At 72.1% G+C, this 23,842-nt stretch carries 23 protein-coding genes; 9 read left to right on the top strand and 14 right to left on the bottom strand.

The features are described from left to right. Positions 1–527: 527 nt before the first annotated feature. Together AB0F40_RS16060 and fabG are read right to left on the bottom strand one after the other, a co-directional pair. Positions 528–1,004, bottom strand: coding sequence for a MaoC family dehydratase (locus AB0F40_RS16060; protein ID WP_357469294.1), 477 nt, complete (start codon positions 1,002–1,004; stop codon positions 528–530). Beyond that, positions 1,001–1,750 (bottom strand): 3-oxoacyl-ACP reductase FabG, encoded by a 750-nt coding sequence (gene fabG, locus AB0F40_RS16055; protein WP_357469291.1) that lies wholly within the window; start codon positions 1,748–1,750, stop codon positions 1,001–1,003. Before fabG ends, AB0F40_RS16060 begins: the two co-directional genes overlap by 4 nt. A 218-nt stretch (positions 1,751–1,968) precedes the next feature. Here fabG and AB0F40_RS16050 point away from each other — a divergent pair, with 218 nt between their 5' ends. The 3 genes from AB0F40_RS16050 to AB0F40_RS16040 all read left to right on the top strand — a co-directional run bounded on the left by AB0F40_RS16050 (position 1,969) and on the right by AB0F40_RS16040 (position 3,776). Next, positions 1,969–2,592, top strand: coding sequence for a QsdR family transcriptional regulator (locus AB0F40_RS16050; protein WP_357469288.1), 624 nt, complete (start codon positions 1,969–1,971; stop codon positions 2,590–2,592). A gap of 72 nt (positions 2,593–2,664) precedes the next feature. Further along, positions 2,665–3,201, top strand: coding sequence for a YbhB/YbcL family Raf kinase inhibitor-like protein (locus tag AB0F40_RS16045; RefSeq protein ID WP_357469285.1), 537 nt, complete (start codon positions 2,665–2,667; stop codon positions 3,199–3,201). After that, the gene (locus AB0F40_RS16040; RefSeq protein ID WP_357469283.1) at positions 3,198–3,776 is read left to right on the top strand and encodes a YbaK/EbsC family protein; all 579 of its coding nucleotides are present in this window, start codon (positions 3,198–3,200) and stop codon (positions 3,774–3,776) included. Before AB0F40_RS16045 ends, AB0F40_RS16040 begins: the two co-directional genes overlap by 4 nt. 48 nt (positions 3,777–3,824) lie before the next feature. On the opposite strand, the gene AB0F40_RS16035 is transcribed toward AB0F40_RS16040, so the two are convergent. After that, positions 3,825–4,802, bottom strand: coding sequence for a siderophore-interacting protein (locus AB0F40_RS16035; RefSeq protein WP_357469280.1), 978 nt, complete (start codon positions 4,800–4,802; stop codon positions 3,825–3,827). Positions 4,803–5,103: 301 nt separating this feature from the next. Between AB0F40_RS16035 and AB0F40_RS16030 the strand changes: the two genes are divergently transcribed. Then, positions 5,104–5,925, top strand: coding sequence for an MHYT domain-containing protein (locus AB0F40_RS16030; RefSeq protein WP_357469278.1), 822 nt, complete (start codon positions 5,104–5,106; stop codon positions 5,923–5,925). 103 nt (positions 5,926–6,028) lie between these two features. Here AB0F40_RS16030 and AB0F40_RS16025 read toward each other — a convergent pair whose 3' ends face one another. Then, positions 6,029–6,865: an RNA methyltransferase gene (locus tag AB0F40_RS16025; RefSeq protein ID WP_357469275.1), complete on the bottom strand. Its 837-nt coding sequence runs from the start codon at positions 6,863–6,865 to the stop codon at positions 6,029–6,031. Between the two features lie 180 nt (positions 6,866–7,045). Between AB0F40_RS16025 and AB0F40_RS16020 the strand changes: the two genes are divergently transcribed. After that, a complete protein-coding gene (locus AB0F40_RS16020; protein ID WP_357469272.1) occupies positions 7,046–7,765 on the top strand; it encodes a sigma-70 family RNA polymerase sigma factor in 720 nt (239 codons plus the stop codon). On the opposite strand, the gene AB0F40_RS16015 is transcribed toward AB0F40_RS16020, so the two are convergent. Both AB0F40_RS16015 and AB0F40_RS16010 read right to left on the bottom strand, forming a co-directional pair. Further along, positions 7,740–10,544, bottom strand: a complete 2,805-nt coding sequence (locus AB0F40_RS16015; protein ID WP_357469269.1) for a hypothetical protein — start codon at positions 10,542–10,544, stop codon at positions 7,740–7,742. The genes AB0F40_RS16020 and AB0F40_RS16015 overlap by 26 nt on opposite strands. 92 nt (positions 10,545–10,636) lie before the next feature. Beyond that, positions 10,637–11,548, bottom strand: a complete 912-nt coding sequence (locus tag AB0F40_RS16010; RefSeq protein WP_357469267.1) for a hypothetical protein — start codon at positions 11,546–11,548, stop codon at positions 10,637–10,639. Positions 11,549–11,734: 186 nt separating this feature from the next. On the opposite strand from AB0F40_RS16010, the gene AB0F40_RS16005 reads away from it, so the two are divergent. Genes AB0F40_RS16005 through AB0F40_RS15995 form a run of 3 tightly spaced genes read left to right on the top strand, consistent with a single transcriptional unit; the run spans position 11,735 to position 14,258 of the window. Next, the gene (locus tag AB0F40_RS16005; RefSeq protein ID WP_357469264.1) at positions 11,735–12,946 is read left to right on the top strand and encodes a histidine kinase; all 1,212 of its coding nucleotides are present in this window, start codon (positions 11,735–11,737) and stop codon (positions 12,944–12,946) included. Continuing rightward, entirely contained in the window at positions 12,943–13,554 is a 612-nt protein-coding gene (locus tag AB0F40_RS16000) for a response regulator transcription factor (RefSeq protein WP_357469262.1), read from the top strand. Before AB0F40_RS16005 ends, AB0F40_RS16000 begins: the two co-directional genes overlap by 4 nt. Next, positions 13,554–14,258 carry a methyltransferase domain-containing protein gene (locus AB0F40_RS15995; protein ID WP_357469259.1) on the top strand — a complete coding sequence of 235 codons (705 nt, stop codon included), beginning with the start codon at positions 13,554–13,556 and terminating at the stop codon, positions 14,256–14,258. Before AB0F40_RS16000 ends, AB0F40_RS15995 begins: the two co-directional genes overlap by 1 nt. 281 nt (positions 14,259–14,539) lie before the next feature. Here the strand turns inward: AB0F40_RS15995 and AB0F40_RS15990 are convergent, their stop codons facing one another. Both AB0F40_RS15990 and AB0F40_RS15985 read right to left on the bottom strand, forming a co-directional pair. Next, entirely contained in the window at positions 14,540–14,941 is a 402-nt protein-coding gene (locus AB0F40_RS15990; RefSeq protein ID WP_357469256.1) for a YchJ family protein, read from the bottom strand. Between the two features lie 41 nt (positions 14,942–14,982). After that, a complete protein-coding gene (locus AB0F40_RS15985) occupies positions 14,983–15,816 on the bottom strand; it encodes a helix-turn-helix transcriptional regulator (protein ID WP_357469253.1) in 834 nt (277 codons plus the stop codon). A 101-nt stretch (positions 15,817–15,917) separates the two neighbouring features. On the opposite strand from AB0F40_RS15985, the gene AB0F40_RS15980 reads away from it, so the two are divergent. Beyond that, on the top strand, positions 15,918–16,688 hold the full coding sequence (locus AB0F40_RS15980) for an SDR family NAD(P)-dependent oxidoreductase (RefSeq protein ID WP_357469250.1): 771 nt from the start codon (positions 15,918–15,920) through the stop codon (positions 16,686–16,688). A gap of 54 nt (positions 16,689–16,742) precedes the next feature. Here the strand turns inward: AB0F40_RS15980 and AB0F40_RS15975 are convergent, their stop codons facing one another. From AB0F40_RS15975 to AB0F40_RS15950, 6 genes are all read right to left on the bottom strand, one after another. Next, positions 16,743–18,041 (bottom strand): endo-1,4-beta-xylanase, encoded by a 1,299-nt coding sequence (locus tag AB0F40_RS15975; RefSeq protein WP_357469247.1) that lies wholly within the window; start codon positions 18,039–18,041, stop codon positions 16,743–16,745. A 22-nt stretch (positions 18,042–18,063) separates the two neighbouring features. After that, positions 18,064–18,297 (bottom strand): helix-turn-helix transcriptional regulator, encoded by a 234-nt coding sequence (locus tag AB0F40_RS15970; protein ID WP_357469357.1) that lies wholly within the window; start codon positions 18,295–18,297, stop codon positions 18,064–18,066. Next, on the bottom strand, positions 18,294–18,878 hold the full coding sequence (locus AB0F40_RS15965) for a hypothetical protein (protein ID WP_357469244.1): 585 nt from the start codon (positions 18,876–18,878) through the stop codon (positions 18,294–18,296). Before AB0F40_RS15965 ends, AB0F40_RS15970 begins: the two co-directional genes overlap by 4 nt. 157 nt (positions 18,879–19,035) lie before the next feature. Next, positions 19,036–20,943 (bottom strand): ABC transporter ATP-binding protein, encoded by a 1,908-nt coding sequence (locus AB0F40_RS15960; protein ID WP_357469354.1) that lies wholly within the window; start codon positions 20,941–20,943, stop codon positions 19,036–19,038. 220 nt (positions 20,944–21,163) lie between these two features. Next, entirely contained in the window at positions 21,164–22,921 is a 1,758-nt protein-coding gene (locus AB0F40_RS15955) for an ABC transporter ATP-binding protein (protein ID WP_357469241.1), read from the bottom strand. Beyond that, positions 22,921–23,736: a helix-turn-helix domain-containing protein gene (locus tag AB0F40_RS15950; protein WP_357469238.1), complete on the bottom strand. Its 816-nt coding sequence runs from the start codon at positions 23,734–23,736 to the stop codon at positions 22,921–22,923. The genes AB0F40_RS15955 and AB0F40_RS15950 overlap by 1 nt, the downstream gene beginning before the upstream one ends. Between the last annotated feature and the right edge of the window lie 106 nt (positions 23,737–23,842).

Raw genomic sequence — 23,842 nt, 5'->3', positions numbered from 1 at the left:
TCCGACGCCACGCCGCGCCGACCAGCAGCGGCGCCCGTCCGGCCCGCAGCCTCCGGCCGGTGGGCACACCCGATCGGGTGTGCCCACCCGGTCGGTGCGCACACCCGGTCGGTGCGCATACCCGGTCGGTGCGCACACCCGGTCGGTGGGTGCCAGGTGGGCTGAACTGCGTTCGGCTGCGTCCCCGGTTTGCGGGCTGTGCTGAACAGTTCAGCCAAGGTGAACTACGTGGCCCCACAGGCTGCAGTTGTCGCCTCTCCTGAACTGTTCGGCCTGGCTGAACAAGGCAGGGCCAGGGCGAACGAGATTCAGCAGACCTGGCACCCACGCCTCGGACCCACCTCGCCGCGACAAGGATGCGGCTGCGGCACGAGGCGACGACTGCCCGGCACCCCTGGCAGGGGTCCCGGCCGGGGTCGACCCCGGTCCGCTTCGAAAATGACCTGAGGCACCGAATCCGGGCCGGATCGGTACCTCAGGTCATTTTCGAAGCGGACTTTCGTGAGTCAGCAGCAGCAGCTCACAGCTCAGGGCTCCGGCACGTAGAGCGACAGCGTGTGCGCGACCAACGCCGGCTTCTCGGCCCCCTCGATCTCGACGGTGACCTTCGAGGCGAGACGCACGCCGGTCGATGCCGGCTCGGCCGAGAGGATCTCGGTGACGGCCCGCACGCGGGAGCCCGCCGGCACCGGGGCCAGGAACCGCAGCCGGTCCAGGCCGTAGTTCATCACCATCGCGGTGCCGCCGACCGCGACGAGCGAGGACGCCAGACGCGGCAGCAGCGCGAGAGTGAGGTACCCGTGGGCAACGGTGGAGCCGAACGGCCCGGCGGCCGCCCGCCGCGCGTCGAGGTGGATCCACTGGTAGTCCTCGGTGGCGTCGGCGAACGCGGCGATCCGCTCCTGCGTGACCTCGAACCACTCACCGGTGGCGGTCCGGCCCACGGCGTCGGCGAGAGCAGCCGGCGAGTCGACGGCGATGACCTCGCCGGTGCCCGCACTCACGCCTTCGGCCCGCCTGCCACGTACAGCACCTGGCCCGACACGAACCCGGACTGCTCCGCGCAGAAGAACGACACGGCGTTCGCGATGTCCTCGGGCTGACCCACGCGCCCCACCGGCACGTCCTTGGCCGCCACGCCGAGGTAGTCGGCGAGCGGCATGCCGATGCGTTCGGCGGTCTCCCGGATCATGTCGGTCTCGATCACACCCGGGGCGACGGCGTTGGCGGTGACGCCGAACTTGCCCAGCTCGATCGCCAGGGTCTTGGTGAAGCCCTGCATGCCGGCCTTGGCCGCCGAGTAGTTGACCTGGCCGCGGTTGCCGAGGGCAGAGGTCGAGGAGAGGTTCACGATGCGGCCGAACTTGGCCTCCACCATGTGCGCCTGCACGGCCCGCGTCATGAGGAACGCGCCTCGCAGGTGCACGTTCAGCACGGCGTCCCAGTCGGCCACGGACATCTTGAACAGCAGGTTGTCGCGCAGGATGCCCGCGTTGTTCACCAGCACGGTGGGCGCGCCCAGCTCGGCGGTGACGCGGGCGACGGCGGCCGTCGCCGACTCCTCGGAGGCGACGTCGGCGCCCACCGCGAGCGCGCGACCGCCGTCGGCCACTATGGCCTCCGCCGTGGCCGCGGCCTGGTCCTCCAGGAGGTCCAGGACGGCGACGGCGTAGCCGTCCTCGGCGAGCCGACGGGCCGTCGCGGCACCGATGCCGCGGGCCGCTCCGGTGACGATGGCGGTACGAGTCATCAGGGGTTCCTTTCGATACGGGGTAGAGAGGTCAGCACATCACGAGCTGCCGCGGCACCGCGGTGCGGGCCTCGGCGGTGAGGCTGAGCGGCGAGATGCTCGCCCCGAGCGGCAGGGTACTGGCCCCTCCCGGTAGAGTTCATGCTTTCGCCGCTGCCCCGAATGCATCATTCTGCATATTGTTGCACCGAGGGTCAGGTAGCGGTTGGATGGCCGCCATGACAACGACGTCGATCGCGACCGTCGGCCTGGAAGCCGCGCCGAGCCGCCTCTCCGCCCGGCTGGCCACGCGGCCAGAGGCACAGCGTGTGCTGGACCTCGCGCGCGACACCTTCATCGAGGGCTATCGCATCGACATGGGCCCCCTGGCCGCGCAGCTCGGCGTGGACCGCACGTCGGTGTTCCGCTGGGTGGGCAACCGGGACGCGCTGCTCAGCGAGGTGCTCTGGTCGCTCGCCGTGCCGACCCTGGTGCAGGCCGAGCGCGCGACGGAGCATCTGACCGGCGCCGAGCGGCTCGCCGGCCTGCTGACCACCTTCGCGCGCGACCTCATCGTCGCCGACTACTTCCGCGCGTTCCTGCGCCGCGAACCCGCCCGCTCCCTGCGGCTGCTCACCACCGCAGACAGCCCCATCCAGCAGCGGTTCGTCGCGACCGTCGAGTGGCTCGTGGTCCGTGACCTCGGCGAGCGGCCGTTCGACGGCACCATCACCCCGGAGGAGCTCGCCTACCTGCTGGTACGGGTGTCGGAGTCGCTCACCTACGCGGACCTCATCACCGGCGACGAGCCGAGCCCGGAGCGCGCGCGGACGGCGTTCCGCCACCTGCTGCGAGTGGGCTGAGCGGGCCGCGCGCCCGTGATCCACCCGGCCGGGGCGCTGGCACCCGACCCGGCGATTCGGCAGAGTGGGGTCATGGACTTCACTCGCCCCTACCCGCCGGACCCGTACACGCTGCTGCCCGCGCCCGCGGCCTTCTTGTTGACGAGCAGCAACCTGACCGACGGCGAGCGCATGCCGGACGCGCACGCCGCGCACGACCAGAACATCTCCCCCGCGCTCGAGTGGAACGGGTTCCCCCAGGACACCAAGTCGTTCGTCGTGACCTGCTACGACCCCGACGCGCCGACGCCGATGGGCTACCAGCACTGGACCGTCGTGGACCTCCCTGCCTCCGTGACGTCCCTCGACACGGGAGCGGGCACCCCGGACGGCTCGGGCCTGCCCGCCGGCGCGTTCCACACCCACAGCGACGGCCACACGCCGGGCTTCGAGGGCGCGGGCCCGCCGCCCGGCGACCATCCGCACCGGTACATCTTCGCCGTGCACGCGCTGGACGTGGAGCCCGGCGAGCTGGGGCTGGGCCCCGACAACACCAACGCCCAGGTGGCGTTCAACGTGTACTTCCACCTGCTGGGTCGTGCCACGCTCACTGCGACGTACAGCCGATGAGCGAGCACGCCACCCTGCCCACGCTGGGCGACCTCGCCTGGGCGCCCGCGCTCGAGCACCCGGAGCTCCTCGCGGAGCCGGTGCTCGCGGCGCTGACCGCCTGGGCCGACGCCGACCCGCGGGTCGCGAGCCAGGTCGCCGTCACCGAGATCGACCCCGAGCACGCCGAGACGGCCACGCTCAACGAGCTGCACGGCCTGCCCCCGGAAGCGTCGGCCAACTGCGTGCTCGTGGCCGGCAAGCGGGGCGAGGACGAGCGCGTCGCGGCGTGCGTCGTCCCGGCCAGCACGTTCGCCGACGTCAACAAGCGGGTGCGCAAGCTGCTCGACGTGCGCAAGGCATCGTTCCTGCCGATGGACCGCGCCGTCGAGGAGTCGGGCATGGAGTACGGCGGCATCACGCCCGTCGGCCTGCCCGAGGGCTACCGCGTGCTCGTCGACTCGCGGTTCACCGAGGAGGGCACGACGGCGCTCATGGGCTCCGGCGTCCGGCGCTCCAAGCTCCTCATGCCAGGCCCGCTGCTGTGCACCATGCCGGGTGTCGAGGTGGTCGAGGACCTCGGCATCGCGCGCTGACCCGACCGCGGTGGCGGTCATGGTCCCGGAGGCCGGGAGCCGCCGGGCTCAGTTCTCCGCGCGGCCCTTGCGCCAGTAGCCCATGAACGCCACGGACTTGCGGTCCACCTGGCACTCGTTCACCAGATAGCGGCGCAGCGTCTTGATGACGCCCGCCTCGCCGGCCAGCCACGCGTACAGCACGGTGTCCTGCGCCAGGGGGCGGCCCGCCTCGTCGACCGGCACCTCCCAGAGGATCCCGGTGTCGATGTCGACGTCGTCCATCTCCCCCGACAGGTCGACCCCGGCGGCAGTGAGGGCGGGCGCGACGTCCGACGACGGCCGCACACCCATCGCGAGCAGCCGGTCCGCGGCCTCCTGGACGGCGGGGACCAGCACGTCGCCGTGCTCGCGCCCGTCGCGTGCCAGCCAGTGCACGCGCACGCCGTCGGGCGCGCCGAGCTGCCAGCCGTCCTCGGGGTGCGGCACCTCGAGGAAGATCTCCCCCACGGCGTCGGCGGGCAGGGACTCGCAGATCGCGGCGATGGCGGGCACCGCGGTCTCGTCACCCGCGAGCAGCAGGGCGTGGCTGGACGACGGCGGGGCGAACTCAACGCCCCCGTGGATGCCGTCGTACTCGGCGTTGGGCCCCATGATGACCAGCGGGTCGCCCGCGGCGGCGTTCAGGGCCCAGCGCGAGGCGGGGCCGGTGTCGCCGTGCATGACGACGTCGACGTCGACCTCACGCAGGTTCTGGCGCACGGTGCGGACGGTGTAGGTGCGCATCGGGTTGCGCTGCTCGTCCGGGAGCGAGCGCCAGGCGGCATACCAGTTGGGGTCGTCGCGGCGCAGGCCCTCCCAGCCACCGTCAGGTGCCGGGAGGAGGAGCTTGATGCGCTGGTCGCGGCCGTTGTCCGCGAACTTGTCCAGGTCCGGTCCGCGGAACGTGAAGCGGACGAAGGACGGGCACAGGCGCGTCACGCGCGCTACCTCGACGTCGAACATTCGCGAGGGCTTGGCTTCGAGCCCCTCGGTCTTGGTGGTCACGACGGTGAGCCTAACCTAACTTTGTGGCCCCTGTGCCACCCCTCCACGCAGTGAGCCTGGCCACTCACGCGACTGCTCCAGCGCACTATCACGAATGGACAACGGAGGGGAAACAGGATGCCGGGGTTCCGAATAGATCACCCCTTCTTCCGCAAAGTTAACCCTGTACAAAGGGTGCATCTTGCCTCTCGGCCCCCTTTACTTGGAAGCGATCCCACACCGACCTTGCCCTGGCGCGGCCGCCGTTCGCCGTCAGCGGCCGGCCGCACGCTTACCTCGTACTCGCTGGAGAGCCCCCACCATGATCGACCACTTCGCGCTGGGCTGGGTCACGCCCATCATCTCGTTCCTGCTCTCGTGCGCCGGGTGCGCCGTGGGCCTGACCTGCACCGCCCGCGCGCGGGTCTCCCACGGCCTCGCGAGCACCGCCTGGCTCGCCCTCGGCGCCGTCTCCATCGGCGGCACCGGCATCTGGGTCATGCACTTCGTCGCCATGCTCGGGTTCCACGTGCGAGGCACCGAGACCCGCTTCGACGTCCCCCTGACGATCGCCAGCGGCCTGCTCGCGATCGCCGTCGTGGGGCTCGGCCTCTTCATCGTCCGCGCGGCGGGCGTCGGGCCCTTCGCTCTCGTCGCCGGCGGCGTCGTCACCGGCCTTGGCATCTCCGCCATGCACTACCTGGGCATGCGTGCCGTGCACGTCGGCGTCGAGCTCACGTACAACCTGCCGACGGTGCTCCTGTCGGTGCTCATCGGCATCGTCGCGGCGACGGCGGGCCTCTGGCTCTCCGCGCGGGTGCACAACTTCGCCGGGGTCGCCGGTGCGATGCTCATCATGGGCGTCGCCGTCTCCGGCATGCACTACACGGGCATGGCCGCCATGCGCGCCGAGGTCGTCACCGGCACCGTCATCGTCCCGGACGTCGGCGTGTCCGTCGCCGCACTGCTCGGTCCGCTGATCATCGGCGTCACCATCAGCACGATCCTGCTGCTCCTGGTGGTCGGCCTGGCGCCCAGCGCGGCGGAGCTCGAGGCGCAGGAGAAGTTCAAGGGCTGGCAGGGACGTCAGGAAGAGATCGAGCGCGAGGCCGCCGAGCCCCGACGCCGGTCCCAGCTGCTCTGACTCGCTGCGCGGGCCACGCCATCTTGCGCGGGCCACGCCATCTTCTGCGGAATCTGCCTCGATCGGTGGATCATGGCGTCCCTCGTGGATGATGGCGTGCCTGCTATGTGGCCGGCACACGCGTCGCCCAGGCGGCGACCGCCACCGCCGACGCCACGTTCAGGGAGTCCACTCCCCCGGCCATCGGGATCCGGACGGTCAGGTCGCACCCGGCGATCGTCCGAGGCTTGAGCCCGTCGCCCTCCGTGCCGAGCACCAGGGCGAGCTTCTCGGGAGGGTCCGCCACCAGGTCGTCCAGGCTGATCGAGTCCTCCTCGAGCGCGAGGGCCCCCACCGTGAAGCCGTGCTCGCGCAAGGTCTGGATGCCGCCGGGCCAGGGGTCGATCCGCGTCCACGGGATCTGGAAGACGGTACCCATCGAGACCCGGACCGCCCGCCGGTACAGCGGGTCCGCACAGCTCGGCGTGAACAGCACGACGTCCACCCCGAGGGCCGCGCAGGCGCGCATCGCGGCGCCGACGTTCGTGTGGTCGACGATGTCCTCGAGGATCACCACCCTGCGCGCCCCCGCACCGCCGCGCGCGCCGGTGAGCAGCTCGTGCACGCTCGGCTGGGGCGGGCGGTGCATCGCCGCCAGCGCACCGCGGTGCAGGTTGAAGCCCGTGATCTCCTTGAGCAGCGGTTCCTCGGCGACGTAGACCGGCGCGCCGGTCGCCGCGACCAGGTCGGACATCGAGTCCAGCCACTTCGGCGCCATGAGGAACGCTCGCGGACGGTGGCCGGCCGCGAGCGCCCGCCGGATCACGGTCGAGCTCTCCGCGATGTACAGGCCCTTGGCCGGCTCGTGCTTGGAGCGCAGGACGACGTCCGTGAGGCTGTTGAAGTCGGCAAGGCGCTCGTCGGCGGGGTCGTCGATGCGGACGACGTCGAGGGTGGTCACCGACCCATTCTCCCCGCCGCGGCGACCGCCCCGAAATTCGATCTCGGCCCCTGAACCGCAGCAGCATGCCGTTATCGAGCCGTTATCTCTCACAGCGAAATCGTCTCCGCTTCCCCCAGGCCCCAAGACTCCATATGCTCCGGGCAAGGAAAGTTCGTCCCGCTCGTGAGGAGAGTTGCGATGAGAACTACCCGAAATCCCCGGTCGTCCCGCGCACGACGTGGCAAGGAACCTAGTCCGCACCCTGCGTTGCCCCAGTCCTACGCGGCGATGATCGAGCGCACACCGGCCCTGGACGATGCGCAGCTCGAGTCGCTCCTCGAGCGAGCGGTCGCCGGAACGGACGCCGCGCGTACCCTCAATGCCACAGCGGTCTCCCCCAGCTTCCGTATACAGCTCGAAGCGCGGGTCAAGGACGGGCAATACGCGAAGGAGCGTCTTGTCCTGGCCCACCTCCGCCTCGTGCCCGCCGTCGTCGGCGCCTACTCCGGTCGCCTGCCGTTCATGGACCTCGTGCAGGAAGGCAACGTCGGCCTGGTGCGCGCGGCGGACTCGTACGACCCCGCGCACGGCACGTTCGCCGCCTATGCCACCCGCTGGGTACGCCGCTCCATCGTCCGCGCGGTCGCCGCAGCGGAGCACGCCGAGTCGGCGAGCCAGAGCGGGCCCAGCCCCGAGCAGACGATGCTGCGCCGCCGCGTCCGGCAGGCCCTGCGGCACCTCGACGCCGTGGAGGCCCGCGTGCTGGAGATGCGCTTCGGGCTGCTGGACGGCACGACACGCACGCTCGACGAGATCGGCCGCCGCCTCGGTGTGACCAAGGAGCGCGTGGCCCAGATCCTCGAGGCGGCGCTGGCCAGGCTGCGCGACGTCGTCAGCCCGGCTCCCCTCGCTGCGTGACCGCCGGCTGGGCACCCGACGGCCCAGCCGGCGTCAGCCGATCGACCACCTCGTCCAGTGCCGCGTGGTAAGCCCACGACGACTGGTACCCGGAGTGGGTAGCCACGGCGAAGAGATAGGCCGACCGGTCCATCTCCTCGGCTCCGCGATCCACCTCGTTCACCCCGTAACCCACCACAGGGAAGCCCAGGAAGTCGGTGCGCCGCCACAGGTTCACCCACGCGGGCTTGGCACCGCAGGTCAGCAGTGACATCAGCGTGACCTGTACCCCCGAGCCGGGCTCGGGGCGCTCCGGCGTCAACGGCGCCGCCGGGGCCGCCCCGGGTCCGGGACCACCCCTCGCCTGCCCGCCCCACGGGTCCGCCGACCAGCCCGGCCCGGTGCAGGGCGGCGTGCCGGTCGTCGTCGGGCCAAGGAGGTCGGGGAAGAACCGGCCGAAGAACGGCCGCAGCTGCACGCCGTAGGTCAGCAGGCCGATGCGGCCGTCGGTGAGGTCCGGCACGGGGTTGCCTGCCCGGATCAGGACCACCGCGGCGGCCAGCACACCGCCCATCGAGTGCGCCGACAGCACCACGCGCCGCGTGGGGGCCACGCGTGCGCGCTCGGCGTCGTCGGCGATGTCGGCGCCGGCGAGCCAGGCGTCAACCCGCGAACGCACCTCGGGTACCACGCGCTCGGCGTAGCTCGGCGGACCGAACGGGTGGGCGCTGCGCGGCAGGAAGCACAGCAGGTCCCACAGCAGGCCCCACGGCCGCGACGGACCACCGCCCGTGCCCCCGGCCAGGGCGCTGACCACCAGGGTCGCCGCGAGCACGCCCAGGGCGGGCACGGCGAGCCCGGACAGCCACGGGGGCACCTGGAGCGTGCCGGTGTCGCTGTGCTGGGCGATCAGCGGGATGTGGGCCACCAGCGCCGCGACGTAGGCGGCGGCAGCCAGGGCGCCGGCGGCGAGCTCCGCGCGGTGCGACATCGCGGCGACCTGCCTGCCGCGCAGCACCCGCTCCAGCACGGGGTTGGGGCCGCCGTCGGGCTCGGGGGCGTTCGCCACCGCACGCCAGGCCGGCACCGCCGGGCCGTAGGGCGGTCCGAAGGTGCGCGGCGCGGCGGGGATCCACAGCCCGCGGGAGCGGACCACGTCCATGACGTAGGGCCCGGTCAGCGCCACGACCAGCAGCACGACGAACACGAGGGCGATCACCACGGACGCCGTGCCGAACTCGGTGTAGACGGGCGGGACGCGCACGAGGTCGGCGTCGGGCACACCGCGGGGGATGCCGACCAGGCCGTTCCCGAGCGGGGTCGGCGCGGCGCTCTCCCCGTTGCGCAGGAACCACTGCACGCCGAGCACCAGCAGGCTCGAGTACACGGCCGCCGCCGCGGCGGACACCAGCAGGAACACGCCCGGTCCCGCGCCGTTCCAGCCCTCGTGGGCCCGACGGCGCAGCAGGATCGCCGTCAGCACGACGACGGCAGGGCTCAGGACGGCGAGCACCGCCAGCGCGACCAGGAGGAGCCGCAGCGGGGCGCCCGGCTGTGTGACCAGCACGACCGCCACGCACACGGTGGCGACGACGGGCACCGCCGTCCAGGCGGCGACGGCGCGGGTGCTGCGCGTGGTACGCCAGGCCAGGCCGGTCGCCGCGATGCCGAACAGGCCCACGCCGAGCAGCGCGGGCACGAGGTCGAGGCCGATCAGCGCGGGCATGTCCTGCGGCGGCGGTCCGGCGAGGCAGGCGTAGCAGGCCAGCAGCCAGACGAGCAGGCCCGCCGCGAACACCCCGAGGCAGGCGCGGCCCTTCCAGCGGGGCGTGATGGCCTGGACGCCGTCGTCGTCGGTGCGCAGGGCGACGAACACGCACGCGCTCACGATCACGACCAGCCCAGCCACGGGGAGGCCCGGCATCGGGAGGCCGGGGTCGGCGTAGCGGGTCCAGGTGAGGAACTGTCCCGTCAGGCCGAGCGCGGCGCCCAGGTGCGCCCACAGCAGACCCGAGCCGGACCGCTGCGACCAGAAGCCGGCCCGGTGCAGCGGCGGGCCCGACGGCGCCACCGTGCGCCCGGCGCGCATCACCGAGAACTTGGACTCGAACCGGACCTGGCCGCTGTGCGCCACGGCCACGAGGATCGCGACCAGCAGCACCGGGGCGAGGGACAGGAGCGCCAGCCGGTCGCCGACGTCCATCCGCGCGAGGCCGTACAGCACGGCGGGGATGCGGGCGCAGACCGGGACCACGGAGTCGGGCCCCGCAGTGGCCAGGCCCATGCAGCGCGTGCCGATCAAGGACAGCGACACCGTCGCCACCGCCGACACGAAAAGGAGCGTGAGGCCCAGCGCGAACACCCGCGTCAGGGCGGCGGTCGCCTCGGGGCGCAGGCTGCCCGACGGCGGACGGTGGGCGCCCGGCTCCGGCGCCGGGATGCGGCGGGCCCAGTACGCGGCGTTCGCCAGACCGAACGGGACCATCGCAGCCCACAGGAGGCGCACCGCGAGGCGCCCGACGACGCCCAGCAGCCCGCCGAACGGGAGGCCGCCGATCCGCGCCATCGCGCCCCACGAGTAGGCCTCCCGGCGCACATCGGGCCGGATCGCGTGGACATGTCCCGGCGGCAGCGCCTTGTCCCGTGCCTCGACGTGCGGTCTCGGGGTCCAGAAGCTGCCCAGGCCGTCGCCGTCCGACCGGGTCACCTCGCCCCGCGCCAGGTCGAGCGTGCCGTGCGGCGGGGTGTTCGCGATGCCGTGGATCCGCAGCTCGAGAATGCTGGGCTGGGCGCTGTCCATAGCGCCCAAAAGTAGAGCGAGCCAGGCGCGACACGCGCGCCGCCACGCGCGGGCCGGTCACATCCTGCGTGAATCCCGCAGGGCGTCCGCGATCAGGGCCCGACCGTCGAGGCGAGCACCGCAGCGGCCAGCAGCAGGTCGTAGACGACGCAGGTCTCGGCGTACCAACGCCACACGACCGCGTTCGCCCGGTGGTGGAACACGTCCCAGACGCCGTGCCCCACGAGCCCGGCCGCGAGCACGTACGTCCCGGTGTCCTGCCCCACGAGGGCACCGGCCAGCAGGCTGATGCCCGCGAACACCGCGAGCCCCGCCGCCTGCAGCACCACCATCGCCCGCCCCCGGATGCGGTTCCTGAGCACCCCCACCACCGGGTAAACCAGGGCCATCGCGAAGACCAGCCACGTCGGCACGCCGGCTCCCCCGCCCGCGAGCGTGCCGACGAGGAGCAGCAGCCCGACCAGCACCGGCCACCGGCTCCGCAGCCAGACCAGGTCGAACCCGTGGGCGTGCTCCGTGTACTCGGCCCGCCGCAGGAGCATCGCGCCCGCCATCGCCGGGACCATCAGCACGTGACCCCAGAGCATCAGGTCGCCCGCGCTGACGGCACCCGCCCAGAACAGCACCAGCAGCACCGCGAACGGCGCCGCCATCGCCCCGTTCATCTCCCGGATCGCCGCCCAGCCGTGCCGCCGCACCCGCATCCACACGGTCATCGCGGCCACCATGTCCAGCACCATGACCACCGCGGCGACGTCGGGCCGCGCCAGCACGGCCTCGATCCCGATCGCCGAACCCGCCCAGTCCCACGCCGGTGCCAGGAGCAGCATCCCGAGCACCATCACGACGACCATCTCGGCCAGGTGCGCGACGAACCGCAGCACCTTCCACCCCGGCGTCGCGGGTGCGGCCGGGTGGGTCACCGGGTCGGTCACCGGGTGGGTCACCGGGTCGGTCGCCGTCGCTGTCGTGACCGTCGTCGTCGTTGCCGTCGTCTCCGTCATGTCTCCGTCTCCCTCGGTCCGGGCGGCGTTCCTCGCCGCTCCGGTCTCCACGCTGTCCGACGGCGGCAGCGGTCAGTAGTGCCGGACCGCACGCGGGCGCGAGCACATGTCATGAGCTCGCATGACAGATGTCATCAGGGCTCGGCAGGCCGCCCGGACCGGCGTCGGCGCTGGCAGGATGACGTCATGAGCACCGCACGGACCGTCGACGACGACGGCGGCAGCGGCCTCGCGAGCTTCCGCCGCAACATCTGGTGGGTCCTCGCGGGGACCGTGGCGTGCGTGCTGGGCTTCGCCGTCGGCGACTGGGTGCTGGACCCCGCCGTCCCCGCCGGGCTGCGTGCCCTCACGGGCCTGTCGACGGCGGCGACCATCGTGACGTGCGGCGTCCTGCTGGGCCGGAGGATCCGGGACGAGGCGCCGTCGACCGGCTGGCTCGTGACCGCCTACTGCGTCACGGGGGTCGCCGCGGCGGTACCGCTCGCCCTCGGCAACTTCGGGATCTGGTCGATCCCGCCGGCGGCCACGCTCTCGGTCCTGGTCATGTTCCTGCCCGCACGCCGGGCGTGGGCGGTGCTGGGCGCCGCGCTGCTCGTCCTGCCGACGCTGGGCCTGATCACGGCGCTGGCCATGGGCGAGCCGGACGTGTGGCACGCCGTCTGGATGCCCGCCCTGATGGTGCTGGCGTTCGGCCCGGCCATGCTCGGCATGCTCCGTGGCTGGCAGGTCGCGGCCCGCCTCGACGATGCCCGGCGGCTCGCCGGACAGCTCGCCGTGGCCGACGAGCGCCTCCGGTTCGCCGCCGACCTGCACGACATCCAGGGACATCACCTCCAGGTGATCGCCCTGAAGAGCGAGCTCGCGGCGCGGCTGGCAGAGGCCGACCCTGCGCGGGCGGCCGCTACGATGCGCGAGGTCCAGCAGCTCGCCGGGGACGCCCTGCGCGAGACCCGCGCCCTGGTGCAGGGCTACCGGCGCACCACCCTCGACGCCGAGATCGCCAACGCGTCGAAGGTCCTGACGGCGGCCGGCGTGGAGGTCCGGGCCGACGTCGACACCGGCCTCGCCGCAGCCCTCCCCGAGGCGCCGCGCAGCCTCCTCGGCCTGGTGGTGCGCGAGGCCACCACCAACCTGCTGCGGCACAGCCGCGCCACCCGCGCGGCGATCGTCCTGCTGCCCGACGGCGCCGGGGCCCGCCTCGTGATCGACAACGACGGCGCACGTCCGGCCCGACCGGGCGACGACGCGCATCGGGGCGGCGGACCCGGCAGGGCCAGCGGGGCCAGCGACGGCACAGGGCTCGTGTCCCTCGCGGAGCGGCTCGACGCCGTCGGCGGGCATCTGTCGTGGACCGGCGACGACGACCGGTTCGTGGTCACGGCTACGGTGTCCGGATGATCCGCCTCCTGCTGGCCGACGACGAGGAGCTGCTGCGCGGAGCCCTCTGCTCGCTCCTGGACCTCGAGGACGACCTGCGGGTCGTCGCCCAGGCGGCCACCACCACGCACGCCGTGCGGCTCGCCGAGCAGCACCGGCCGGACGTCGCCGTGCTCGACCTGGAGATGCCGCCCACCGACGGGCTGCACGCGGCAGCGCAGATCCTGGCCCGGACCGACGGCACGCCGCCCCGCGTCATCATCGTCACGAGGCACGCCCGGCCCGCCGTCCTGCGCCGGGCGCTGGCCGCCGGGGTCAGCGGGTTCGTGCCCAAGTCGACGCCGGCGGCGCGCCTGGCGCAGATCGTGCGCGACGTCGCCGTCGGACACCGGTACGTGGACCCGGAGATCGCCGCGTCGGCGCTGACGGAGAACGAGTGCCCGCTGTCGGACCGTGAGCTGGAGGTGCTGCGCGCGGCCCGCGCGGGCGCCCCTGTCTCGGACATCGCGGCCACCGTGCACCTCGCACCGGGGACCGTGCGCAACTACCTGTCGTCCGCGATGGCAAAGCTCGGGGTCGCCACCCGCCACGCGGCGGCGCACCGGGCGTGGGAAGAGGGCTGGATCTGATGCAGGTCGACCACTACGACGGCTTCGCCGACAGCTACGCGGCGGAGAACGCCTCGAGCCTGTTCAACGCGTACTACGACCGGCCAGCCATGATCCGGCTCGCCGGCGACGTGCGCGGCCGAAGCATCCTCGACGCCGGGTGCGGGACCGGCCCGCTGACAGCGGAGCTGCGCACCAGGGGCGCCCTCATGACGGGGCTGGACGGCAGCCCCGCGATGCTCGGGCACGCGCGCAGGAGGCTGGGCGACGACGTGCCGCTGCACGTCGCGGACCTCGCCCGGCCCCTGCCGTTCGCGGACGACTCGTTCGACGACGTCGTCTCCTCCCTCGTCCTGCACTACCTCGAGGACTGGGCCGCTCCCCTGGCCGAGATCCACCGGGTGCTCAAGCCCGGCGGGCGGCTCATCCTGTCGGTCAACCACCCCACCGTCCGGGTGGTCACCGACCCGGACGAGGACTACTTCGCCACCACCCAGTTCTCGGACGAGTTCGAGCTCGCGGGCGAACGAGCGGTGCTCACGTTCTGGCACCGGCCTTTGCACGCGATGTTCGACGCGTTCGCCGGTGCGGGATTCCGCGTCCGCCTCCTGAGCGAGCCGCCGCCCGCACCGGATACTCCGCCCGAGCTCCTGCCGCCACGCATCGCCAACGGGCAGCGCACGGCCTTCGTCTGCTTCATCTACTTCGTCCTCGAGGCCGACTGACCGGCCCGGCCGGGTGGCACGTGGCGGCCTACCCGGCAGGCAAGGTGTGCTGTTCCGGTGGGTGCCAGGTCCGGTGAATTTCGTTCGGCTCCGGTTGGTACTTGTCGCCTGAGCCGAACAGTTCAGCCCGGCCGGACTACGCGGGGCTGAGCCGAACGAAATTCACCGGACCTGGCACCTCTGCCCTGGGACTACCCCACCGGCCACCACGACACCGGCGCCACAACACCGATCCACCACGACTCCGATCCGGTGCACCACGGCCGGAGCGGACACCGCGGTTAGCCGTCGCGTGCCGCACGGTCGCCGTCGACGTAGTACCAGCGGCCGTCCTCGCGCACGAAGCGGCTGGTCTCGTGCAGGCTCCCGCGCACGCCGGAGGCCGGGTAGCGGTAGAAGGCGGTGAACTCGACGACGCCGACCGTGTCGAACGGCCCGCCGCGCTCCGTGCGGTGGATGTCCAGGCGGCGCCACTGCTCGTCGCCGGTCTCGACGGCGTCCGGCCGGGTCTGCGGGGCCCACGTCGCGAGCAGGTAGGCAGTGTCCCCGGTCGCGAACGCGGAGTACCGCGAGCGCATCAGCGCCTCGGCGGTCGGGGCGGTCGCGGCACCGGAGTGGTAGCGCCCGCAGCAGGCGCCGTAGGTGTCGCCGGAGAGGCAGGGGCAGCGTTCGTCGTCGTGCACTGGACGATCCTCGCACCCGCCGGGCGTCGCGGGCAGCCTTCCTACGCGAACGTCTCGTGCCCGAGCACCGCGAGCAGGCGGATCTTCTCCTCCGCCTCGCTCCCCGGCTCGGGCGTCAGCACCAGGAGCGCCTGCGACTGGTCCTCGGTGAACAGCGCCTGGCAGGCCACGTCGATGCGACCGAGTTCGGGATGGACCAGCGTCTTGTGGTCCTCGAACCGGCGGGACACCTCGTGCAGCTCCCACACCCGGACGAACTCAGGGCTCTCGCGCAGCAGGACGCGCAGGATCTCGTCGGCGACCGAGCCAGGACCCGCAGCCGCGTGCGCCGCGCGCAGGGAGGCGACCTGGCTGCGACCCTGCCGTTCGTGGTCCTCGGGCGGGTAGACGTCGCGGGACTCCGGCTCCATGAACCACCGGTAGACGTTGCTGCGGGCCAGTCCCGTCGTGGGCGGCGTACCGAAGATCGCCTCGGCCTGCCGGTTCTGCACCAGCACCTCCCCCAGGCCCGACAGGATCAGGGCCGGCGAGTCCTCCAGCCGGTCCAGCACACGCAGCAGCGCGGGGGCCACGTGGGAGTCGAGCGGAGTGCGCCGCGGCACGCCGTGCCCCGCGAGCCGGAACAGGTAGTCGCGTTCCTCGACGCTCAGGCGCAGCGCGCGGGAGAGCGCGGCGAGCATCTGCTCGGACGGCTGTGGTCCGCGCTGCTGCTCGAGCCGCGCGTAGTAGTCCACGGACATCCCGGTCAGGGCCGCGACCTCCTCGCGGCGCAGTCCCGGTGCCCGACGGCGCGGGCCGGGCACCAGGCCGACGTCGGAGGGACGCAGGGCTTCGCGGCGTCGGCGGAGGAAGTCGGCGAGGGCTGCGCGGTTCATACGCCCATGGTGCGCCGTGCCGCCGCTGGGAACCAGGGACCGCCGGTCCCTGGTTCACCGGGTCTCTCCCGCGGTCGGCGCAGGGGCCGCACGGTGGAGACATGAACATCACCGGCAACACCATCTTCATCCCCGGCGGCAACCGTGGCATCGGCCTCGCCCTCGCGGTCCGCCTCCAGGCCAGGGGCAACACAGTGATCGTCGGCGGCAGGGACAAGGAGGCGCTCGACGCCGTCGCCGTCGACCACGGGTTCGCCACCGTCCGCCTCGACACGACCGACCCGGACTCAGTCAGGTCGGCCTCCGCCGAAGTGATCGAGCGGTTCCCCGAGGTCAACGTGCTGGTCCCGATGGCAGGGATCATGCGAGCGGAGGACTGGCGCACCCCGGGCTTCCTGGAGGACGCCGAGGCGACCGTGACCACGAACCTGCTGGGCCCGATCCGGCTGATCGCCGCGTTCACGGAGCACCTGCAGTCGCGGCCCGACGCGACCATTCTCACCGTCTCCTCGGGCCTGGCACACGCTCCGCTGCGCGTCACCCCGACCTACAACGCGACCAAGGCCGCGATCCACATGCTGTCGGAGACGCTCCGGCTGCAGTTCGCCGGCACGAGCGTGGCCGTGACGGAGCTGGTGCCGCCGTCCGTGCAGACCGAGCTCATGCCCGGCCAGGACACGAACGAGCACGCGATGCCGCTGGACGAGTTCGCCGACGAGGTGCTGTCGCTCCTGGAGTCCCGGCCGGACGCGCACGAGATCCAGGTCGAGCGGGTCAAGTTCCTGCGCTACGGCGAGGCCCGGGGCGACTACGACCAGGTCGTGGCGACGCTGAACGGGACGGACCCGCACGCGACCGCCACCGCGAAGTAGTCCTCTGGCGAAGTAGTCGCCCAGCTCGCGCCACGTGACTACCTCGCCAGACGACTACCTCGGCGGGAGGGTGGCCGTCAGGGTGGTCGCGCCCGGGCTGGCCAGCGTCAACGCCGCACCGTTCGCACCGTCGGCGCCACCCGCGCCGTCGGCCGCCTCGATCCGGTAGTCGCCGAGGAACCCGGTGAACCGGACCCGGCCCTCCGCGTCGGTGCGCAGCGTCGTGGGCGGCAGCCACCACTCGTCCTTGACCAGCGCGTGCAGGCGGTCGAACGCCGGCTTGGGTGAGCCGTCCGCCCGCAGCAGGCCGCCCGGGGCGCCCAGCCACATACCCCGGTCGGACAGTCCCCAGTACGTCATCGCCTCCACGCTCGGGTGGGACAGCAGCGTCCGGTAGTGCAGCTCGACCTCGTCGGCCTGGCGCTCCTCCCCCTCCGGCGTGGACGGCCACGACTCGACCTGCCAGTCGTTGAGGTCCTCGATGTACGCGGGCATCACGTCGCCGGACAGGAGCGTCGTCTCCGTGAAGTGGATCGGGATGCCGTACCGCGAGAACCGGTCCAGGATCGCGAGCGTCTTCTCCTCGCCCCAGTAGCCCTGGTGCATGTGGCTCTGCAGGCCGAGCCGGTCGATCGGGATCCCGGCCGCCAGCACGGCCTCGATGAGGCACTCGTACGCGGTGGACATGTCGAAATCGTTCAACAGCAGCGTCGCGCCCGGGTTCTCCGCGCGGGCCTCCTCGAACGCCATCCGGATCATCTCGACCCGGCCCTTGCGGCGCGCCAGGGGCGTGATCGCGTTCTCCTCCGCCGTGAACACGGGCATGATCACGACCTCGTTGATCGCGTCCCACGTGTCGATCACGCCGCGGAACGCGCCGACGTCGCGCCGTATGCGCGCCCGCTGCAGGCGCTCGACCTCGGCGTCGGGCAGTCCGCGGAGCCAGCCCGGCTGCACCGTGTGCCACACCAGCGGGTGCCCCTTGACCACGGTGCCGCGCTCGGCGAACCAGCGTGCCGCGCCGAGCAGGCGTTCGGTCTGCGGCGCCCCGCGCTCGGGCTCGAACGTGCCCCAGTAGAACGGGAGCGTGGTCTGGTTGAAGACGTCGAACCACGCGTCGGCGACGCGCTCGTCGTACTGCGGGTCCTGCGACGTGCCGTTCGCGAGGTCCATCAGGTCGAACCCGATGCAGCCGAACAGGAACGCGTGCCGCGACTGCCGCACGACGACGTCGCGGTCGGCCAGCGGCGCACCGTCCGGTCCGCGCAGGGTCACCGTGGCGTCGGCGCGCCGGTGCGCCAGGCTCGGGTCGGGCGTGCGTCCTTCGGTGGGCGCTCTGAAGAGAGAGGTCACGCGCCGACCTTAGCCGCACGTCTCACGAGCGCGGGACCACGACCAGAAGGTCACCGACCTCGCACTCCAGCGCGTCGCAGACCGCCGTGAGCGTGGAGAAGCGCACCGCCTTGGCCCGGTCGTTCTTGAGCACCGAGAGGTTCACCACCGTGACGCCGACCAGCTCGGCGAGCCGCGCCAGCGTCATCCCGCGTTCCTCGAGCAGCTCGTCGAGGCGGCAGTGCACGCGGGCCTCGTCGTCGTCCACGGGCATCAGACGAGGCCCTCGGTGTCCCGCTGCAGGCGGGCGCCGCGCTGGAACGCGTGCCAGACGGTGCCGAGGAGCAGGCCAGCCATGAACAGGACCCAGTCGACCTCCAGTGTCGGGCCGAACTCGACGCCGACGCTCGCCAGCGCGCCGTCGGCCGCGATCCCCTGCAGCGTCGGGATCGCTATCGAGCCCAGCACGAGCGTGAGCGCCGTGACGTTCATCGTCCGCACGCTCCGCGGGGCGAAGAAGTCGCCGCTCCGGAACGACCTGCCGAGCACGGTGAAGCACACGGCGACCAGGATCAGCGTGACCGTCGGCAGCAGGGCGGCGGCCAGCACCACCGCGTACGGCCCCGGGCCGAGGTCGGAGACCCGGATCACCACCTCGGTCGCCTGCGCCGTGGCGGTGCCGTCCAGCAGCAGGTCCTGCGGCATCCTCGCGAGGTCGACCGGGACCGGGACGTCGCGGTTGGGCAGGATCCGCACCAGGTCGCGGACGATCAGCACGAGCCCGGCGAGCACCGCCAGGCCACCCGCGAGCGCCATCACCTCGATGTTCTTGCCCTGGTCGCTGAACAACTTGGCCATCGTCGTCACCCCGTCGTCGGCATATCGTTTGTCGATACTATCGAAACACGATACGCCGCCGACGGTCAACGAAACCGCGGACAGTTGAGTGCGGGCTATTTGTCGGCTGGAACGGTCTCCGGCAACAAATAGCCCGCACTCAACGATGTCGGCCGGGTCAGCTCGCAGGCTCCTCCACGACCGGGGCCGCGAACTGGCTCGCATAGAGCCGCGCGTACGCGCCGTCGGCCGCGAGCAGGTCGTCGTGCGAGCCCTGCTCCACGATGTCGCCGTGCTCCATCACGAGGATTACGTCGGCGTCGCGGATCGTGGACAGGCGGTGCGCGATGACGAACGACGTCCGGTCCTTGCGCAGCCGGTTCATCGCCTCCTGCACGAGCACCTCGGTGCGGGTGTCCACGGACGAGGTCGCCTCGTCGAGCACCAGGATCGCCGGGTCGGCGAGGAACGCCCGCGCGAGCGTCAGCAGCTGCTTCTCCCCCGTGCTGACGCTGGAGCCCTCCTCGTCCACGACGGTGTCGTAGCCGTCGGGCAGGGTCCGCACGAACGGGTCCACGTGGGTGGCCCGGGTGGCGGCGAGGAACTCCTCGTCGTCGACCGCAGCGGCGTCCGGGACGCCGTACCGCAGGTTCTCCTCGATGGTGCCCTTGAAGAGCCAGGTGTCCTGCAGGACCATCCCGACCGACGAGCGCAGGTCGTCGCGCGACATGTCGCGCGTGTCGACGCCGTCGAGCGTGATGCGCCCGCCGTCGACCTCGTAGAACCGCATGAGGAGGTTGACCAGGGTGGTCTTGCCGGCTCCGGTGGGGCCGACGACAGCGATGGTCTGGCCCGGCTCGGCGACCAGGTTCAGCCCGGTGATGAGCTGCTGGTCGGGCGTGTACGAGAACCTGACGTCCTCGAACGCGACCCGCCCGCGCACCGGCTCGACCTTCTGCGACTCGACCGGGTCCGGCGACTGCTCGGGCGCGTCCAGGAGGTCGAACACCCGCTCGGCGGACGCAACGCCGGACTGCAGCAGGTTCATCATCGAGGCGACCTGCGTGAGCGGCTGCGTGAACTGGCGCGAGTACTGGATGAACGCCTGCACGTCACCCAGCGACAGTGTGCCCGACGCCACGCGGAGCCCGCCGATCACCGCGACGATCACGTAGTTGAGGTTCGCGAGGAACCCCATGGCGGGCTGGATGGTGCCCGAGATGAACTGTGCCTTGAAGGTCGACGAGTACAGCGCGCCGTTCTCCTTGGCGAAGACCTCGGCGGTGGCCTCCTGGTGCCCGTAGACCTTCACCAGCGCGTGGCCGGTGAACGACTCCTCGATGTGCGCGTTGAGCCGGCCCGTGGCCGCCCACTGCTCCACGAACTGCGGCTGGCTGCGCTTGGCGATCTGCATCGTCACGATCACGGACAGCGGCACGGTCACCAGCGCCACGAGCGCCAGGAGCGGCGAGATCCAGAACATCATGCCGAGCACACCCACCACCGTGAGCACCGCCGTCACGAGCTGCGCGAGGGTCTGAGTGGTCGTCTGGGCGACGTTGTCGATGTCGTTGGTGACCCGCGACAGGATCTCGCCGCGCTGCTTGGCGTCCACGTAGGACAGCGGGATCCGGTGCAGCTTCGACTCGACCTCGTCGCGCAGGTTGCGCATGGTCCGCTGCACGACGCCGGTGGTGATGCGCGCCTGCAGCCACCCGAACAGGAAGGCCCCCAGGTAGGCGGCCACCACCCAGCCGAGGGTCTGCAGCAGCAGCGTGAAGTCGATGCCCTGGCCGGGCACCAGCCCCGGCATGCCGGAGATCAGGTCCGCCTGCTGGTCCTGACCCTGGGCGCGCAGCCCGTCGATCGCCTGTTCCTTGCTCACGCCGGCGGGCAGCTGGGCGCCCACGAAGCCGGCGAAGATCACGTTCGTCGCGTTGCCGAGCAGCTTGGGCCCGAGCACCGTGAGCGCCACCGAGCCGATGCCCAGCACCAGGAGCACCACGACGTTCCGCCGTTCGGGGCGCAACGAGCCGGCGAACCGGCGCAGCGAGCCCTTGAAGTCCATCGGCTTCTGCACGGGCATGCCCATGCTGCCCATCGGCCCGCCGCCGCCGGGGCCGCGCCCGGGAGGCGGGCCGGCGGGCGCGGTGGCCGGACCCGCCGTACCGGACGGCGCCGCACCGCCCGTCGCTCCCGATGTCGCGCCCTGAGGTTTGTCCTGCGCGCTCATGCGGCCTCCTCCAGTTCCTTGCGGGACACCCGCACCCGGTCGGCCCGCACGATCGCGGCTTCGACATTGTCGATCATGCGGCCTCCTCAAGGCTCATCTGGGACGTCACGATCTCCTGGTACGTCGGGTTCTCGGCCAGCAGCTCGGTGTGCGTGCCGCGGCCGACGATGCGGCCGTGGTCGAGCACCAGGATCTGCTCGGCGTCGCGGATGGTCGCCACCCGCTGCGCGACGACGATCACCGTCGCGTCCCGGGTCTGCGGCCGCAGAGCCGCCCGGAGCCGTGCGTCGGTGGCGTAGTCGAGGGCGGAGAAGCTGTCGTCGAACAGGTAGATCCGCGGCTTGCGGATCACGGCCCGCGCGATGGCGAGCCGCTGGCGCTGCCCGCCGGAGAACGTGGCACCGCCCTGGGCGACGACCGACTCCAGGCCTTCCGGCAGCGCCTCGACGAAGTCGCGCGCCTGCGCCACCTCGAGCGCCGCCCACATCTCCTCGTCGGAGGCGTCGGGCTTGCCGTACCGGAGGTTGTCCGCGACGGTCCCGCTGAACAGGAACGCCTTCTGCGGTACCAGCCCCATCACCGAGCCGAGGTCACGCTGCAGGACGTCCCGCACGTCGATGCCGTCGATCCGCACCGAGCCGCCCGTCGCGTCGAACAGCCGCGGCACCAGGTTGAGCAGCGTCGACTTGCCGGAGCCCGTCGAGCCGATGATCGCCGTGGTCTGGCCGGGCTCCGCGGCGAACGTGAGCTCGTGCAGCACCGGCGCCTCGGCTCCCGGGTAGCGGAACTCGACATCCTCGAAGGTGACGCGCCCGCGGGGGGCCGCCCCGCCGTCGTCCCCGGCCGGGACCAGCGCCACCGGATCCACCGGGTCGACGACGGACGACTCGGTCTCCAGGACCTCCCCGATGCGCTCCGCCGCGACCGCGGCGCGCGGGATCATCATGAAGATCATCGTCGACATCATCACGGCCATGAGGATGTACATGAGGTAGCTCAGGAACGCCGTCAGGGAGCCGATCTGCAGGCCGCCCGCCTCGATCTCGCGCGCGCCGAACCACAGCACCGCCACCGACGACATGTTCATGATCAGCATGACGACGGGGAACGTGAGCGCCATGAGCTGACCCGCGCGCAGCGACGTGTCGAACAGCTCCTCGTTCACCGTGCCGAACCGCTCCTTCTCCCGCTGCTCGCGGACGAACGCGCGGACGACGCGCAGGCCGGTGATCTGCTCGCGCAGGACGGCGTTGATCGCGTCGATGCGCTTCTGCATACGGCGGAAGTGCGGCACCATCCGCCACACGATGAGGCCCGCCGTGACGCCGAGCACCGGCACGATGACCAGCAGGAGGCCGGACATCGTCACGTCCTCCGACAGCGCCAGGATCACGCCGCCGACCAGCATGATCGGCGCCATCACCATGATCGTGAACGTCATGAGCACGGTCATCTGGACCTGCTGCACGTCGTTGGTGCCGCGGGTGATCAGGGTGGGCGCGCCGAACTGCGCCATCTCCCGCGCCGAGTAGGTCTGGACGGTCCGGAACAGGTCGCGCCGCAGGTCCCGGCCGAAGGCCGTGGCGACCTGGGCACCGAAGTAGACGGCGACGACGGAGGCGACGACCTGGCCGAGCGAGACGACGAGCATCCAGCCGCCCGTGCTCCAGATCCGGCCGATGTCGCCGACCACCACGCCGTCGTCGATGATGTCCGCGTTCAGGCTGGGCAGATACAGCGCACCGAGCGTCTGCACCAGCTGCAGGACGAGCACCGCTACCACCGCCCAGCGGTAGGGACCCAGATATTTCCGGGCAAGCGTGACAAGCATTAAAAGCAGTTCCCTTCGGGGCTGGGGGGTGGAGAACCAAAGGCCGGGGCGCCCGGTACGGCACTACCGGAGGTTGCAGGGTCCGGGCCGGCGGGGCCAGGCATTTTCCCGGGACCGGCGAGGCCGTTCACGAGGGCGTCGGCCAGGACGTCGGCGGGGACCCCCGGCTGCAGGTGGTCGACGCGCGCGTGGGCACCGGCGATCGCCGACTCGATCAGCGAGACCGCCACCTCGACCGGGACCCGGAGGCGGTGGAGGTCAGGTGTCAGGACGGCGGTGATGCCCTCGACCGTCGCCTCGTGCTGGCGGGCGCGCTGGTCCATGAACATCCGGCGATAGCTGTGCAGGCGCTCGTGCTGGTCGGCGGCCGCCCCCGGCACCACCGGTGGGCCCGACGGGCCCGGCGGCGGTCCGGGGACGACCACAGCGCCCGGCGGGCCGCCCGGGGGCGGCGCCATGCGGCGCAGCACGGAGATCCAGCGCATCACCTCGGCCGTCCGCTGGCGGCCCATCTCGATCACGAGCTCCAGCCGCCGTTCCAGCGGCAGCGTCGGGTCGATCCCGGTCAGCTCGGCGAGCGTCTCCTCGGGCCTCCCCGCGCGGGAGAGGCCCTCCACGGCCGCCGCACCCACGAGCGCCGCCTTGTCGCCGAACGCGCGGAACAGCGTGCCCTCCGCGACGCCCGCCGCCTCAGCGAGCTCACGGCTGGTGACGTCGACGCCGCGCTCGGCGACCAGGGGCATGACCGCCGCCGCGATGGCAGCCCGCCGTTCGTCCGGGGTCATCGGCGAGGCTCGGCGCCGTTCGTTGTCCATACCGCAGACGGTAAATGAGTGAGCACTCACTCCGCAACCGGTTTTTCGCTGAGCGGATCTCGCCCCGCCGGCGAGCGGTCCCAGTGCGTCCCTCCGGACATGCCGG

Origin of the sequence: Promicromonospora sp. NPDC023987 (assembly GCF_040639055.1) — a bacterium.
Taxonomy (GTDB): Bacteria; Actinomycetota; Actinomycetes; order Actinomycetales; family Cellulomonadaceae; genus Promicromonospora.
This window is presented reverse-complemented; position numbering and strand designations above follow the sequence as displayed.

What these genes read in the sequence shown, in the direction of transcription:
- AB0F40_RS15965 (WP_357469244.1), bottom strand. Translation starts at nt 18,878, where the DNA reads ATGGCCAAGTTGTTCAGCGACCAGGGCAAGAACATCGAGGTGATGGCG.
- fabG (WP_357469291.1), bottom strand. Translation starts at nt 1,750, where the DNA reads ATGACTCGTACCGCCATCGTCACCGGAGCGGCCCGCGGCATCGGTGCC.
- AB0F40_RS16030 (WP_357469278.1), top strand. Translation starts at nt 5,104, where the DNA reads ATGATCGACCACTTCGCGCTGGGCTGGGTCACGCCCATCATCTCGTTC.
- AB0F40_RS16015 (WP_357469269.1), bottom strand. Translation starts at nt 10,544, where the DNA reads ATGGACAGCGCCCAGCCCAGCATTCTCGAGCTGCGGATCCACGGCATC.
- AB0F40_RS16045 (WP_357469285.1), top strand. Translation starts at nt 2,665, where the DNA reads ATGGACTTCACTCGCCCCTACCCGCCGGACCCGTACACGCTGCTGCCC.
- AB0F40_RS16040 (WP_357469283.1), top strand. Translation starts at nt 3,198, where the DNA reads ATGAGCGAGCACGCCACCCTGCCCACGCTGGGCGACCTCGCCTGGGCG.
- AB0F40_RS16005 (WP_357469264.1), top strand. Translation starts at nt 11,735, where the DNA reads ATGAGCACCGCACGGACCGTCGACGACGACGGCGGCAGCGGCCTCGCG.
- AB0F40_RS15985 (WP_357469253.1), bottom strand. Translation starts at nt 15,816, where the DNA reads ATGAACCGCGCAGCCCTCGCCGACTTCCTCCGCCGACGCCGCGAAGCC.
- AB0F40_RS16020 (WP_357469272.1), top strand. Translation starts at nt 7,046, where the DNA reads ATGAGAACTACCCGAAATCCCCGGTCGTCCCGCGCACGACGTGGCAAG.
- AB0F40_RS15950 (WP_357469238.1), bottom strand. Translation starts at nt 23,736, where the DNA reads ATGGACAACGAACGGCGCCGAGCCTCGCCGATGACCCCGGACGAACGG.
- AB0F40_RS15980 (WP_357469250.1), top strand. Translation starts at nt 15,918, where the DNA reads ATGAACATCACCGGCAACACCATCTTCATCCCCGGCGGCAACCGTGGC.
- AB0F40_RS15960 (WP_357469354.1), bottom strand. Translation starts at nt 20,943, where the DNA reads ATGCCCGTGCAGAAGCCGATGGACTTCAAGGGCTCGCTGCGCCGGTTC.
- AB0F40_RS16010 (WP_357469267.1), bottom strand. Translation starts at nt 11,548, where the DNA reads ATGACGGAGACGACGGCAACGACGACGACGGTCACGACAGCGACGGCG.
- AB0F40_RS16000 (WP_357469262.1), top strand. Translation starts at nt 12,943, where the DNA reads ATGATCCGCCTCCTGCTGGCCGACGACGAGGAGCTGCTGCGCGGAGCC.
- AB0F40_RS16050 (WP_357469288.1), top strand. Translation starts at nt 1,969, where the DNA reads ATGACAACGACGTCGATCGCGACCGTCGGCCTGGAAGCCGCGCCGAGC.
- AB0F40_RS15955 (WP_357469241.1), bottom strand. Translation starts at nt 22,921, where the DNA reads ATGCTTGTCACGCTTGCCCGGAAATATCTGGGTCCCTACCGCTGGGCG.
- AB0F40_RS15995 (WP_357469259.1), top strand. Translation starts at nt 13,554, where the DNA reads ATGCAGGTCGACCACTACGACGGCTTCGCCGACAGCTACGCGGCGGAG.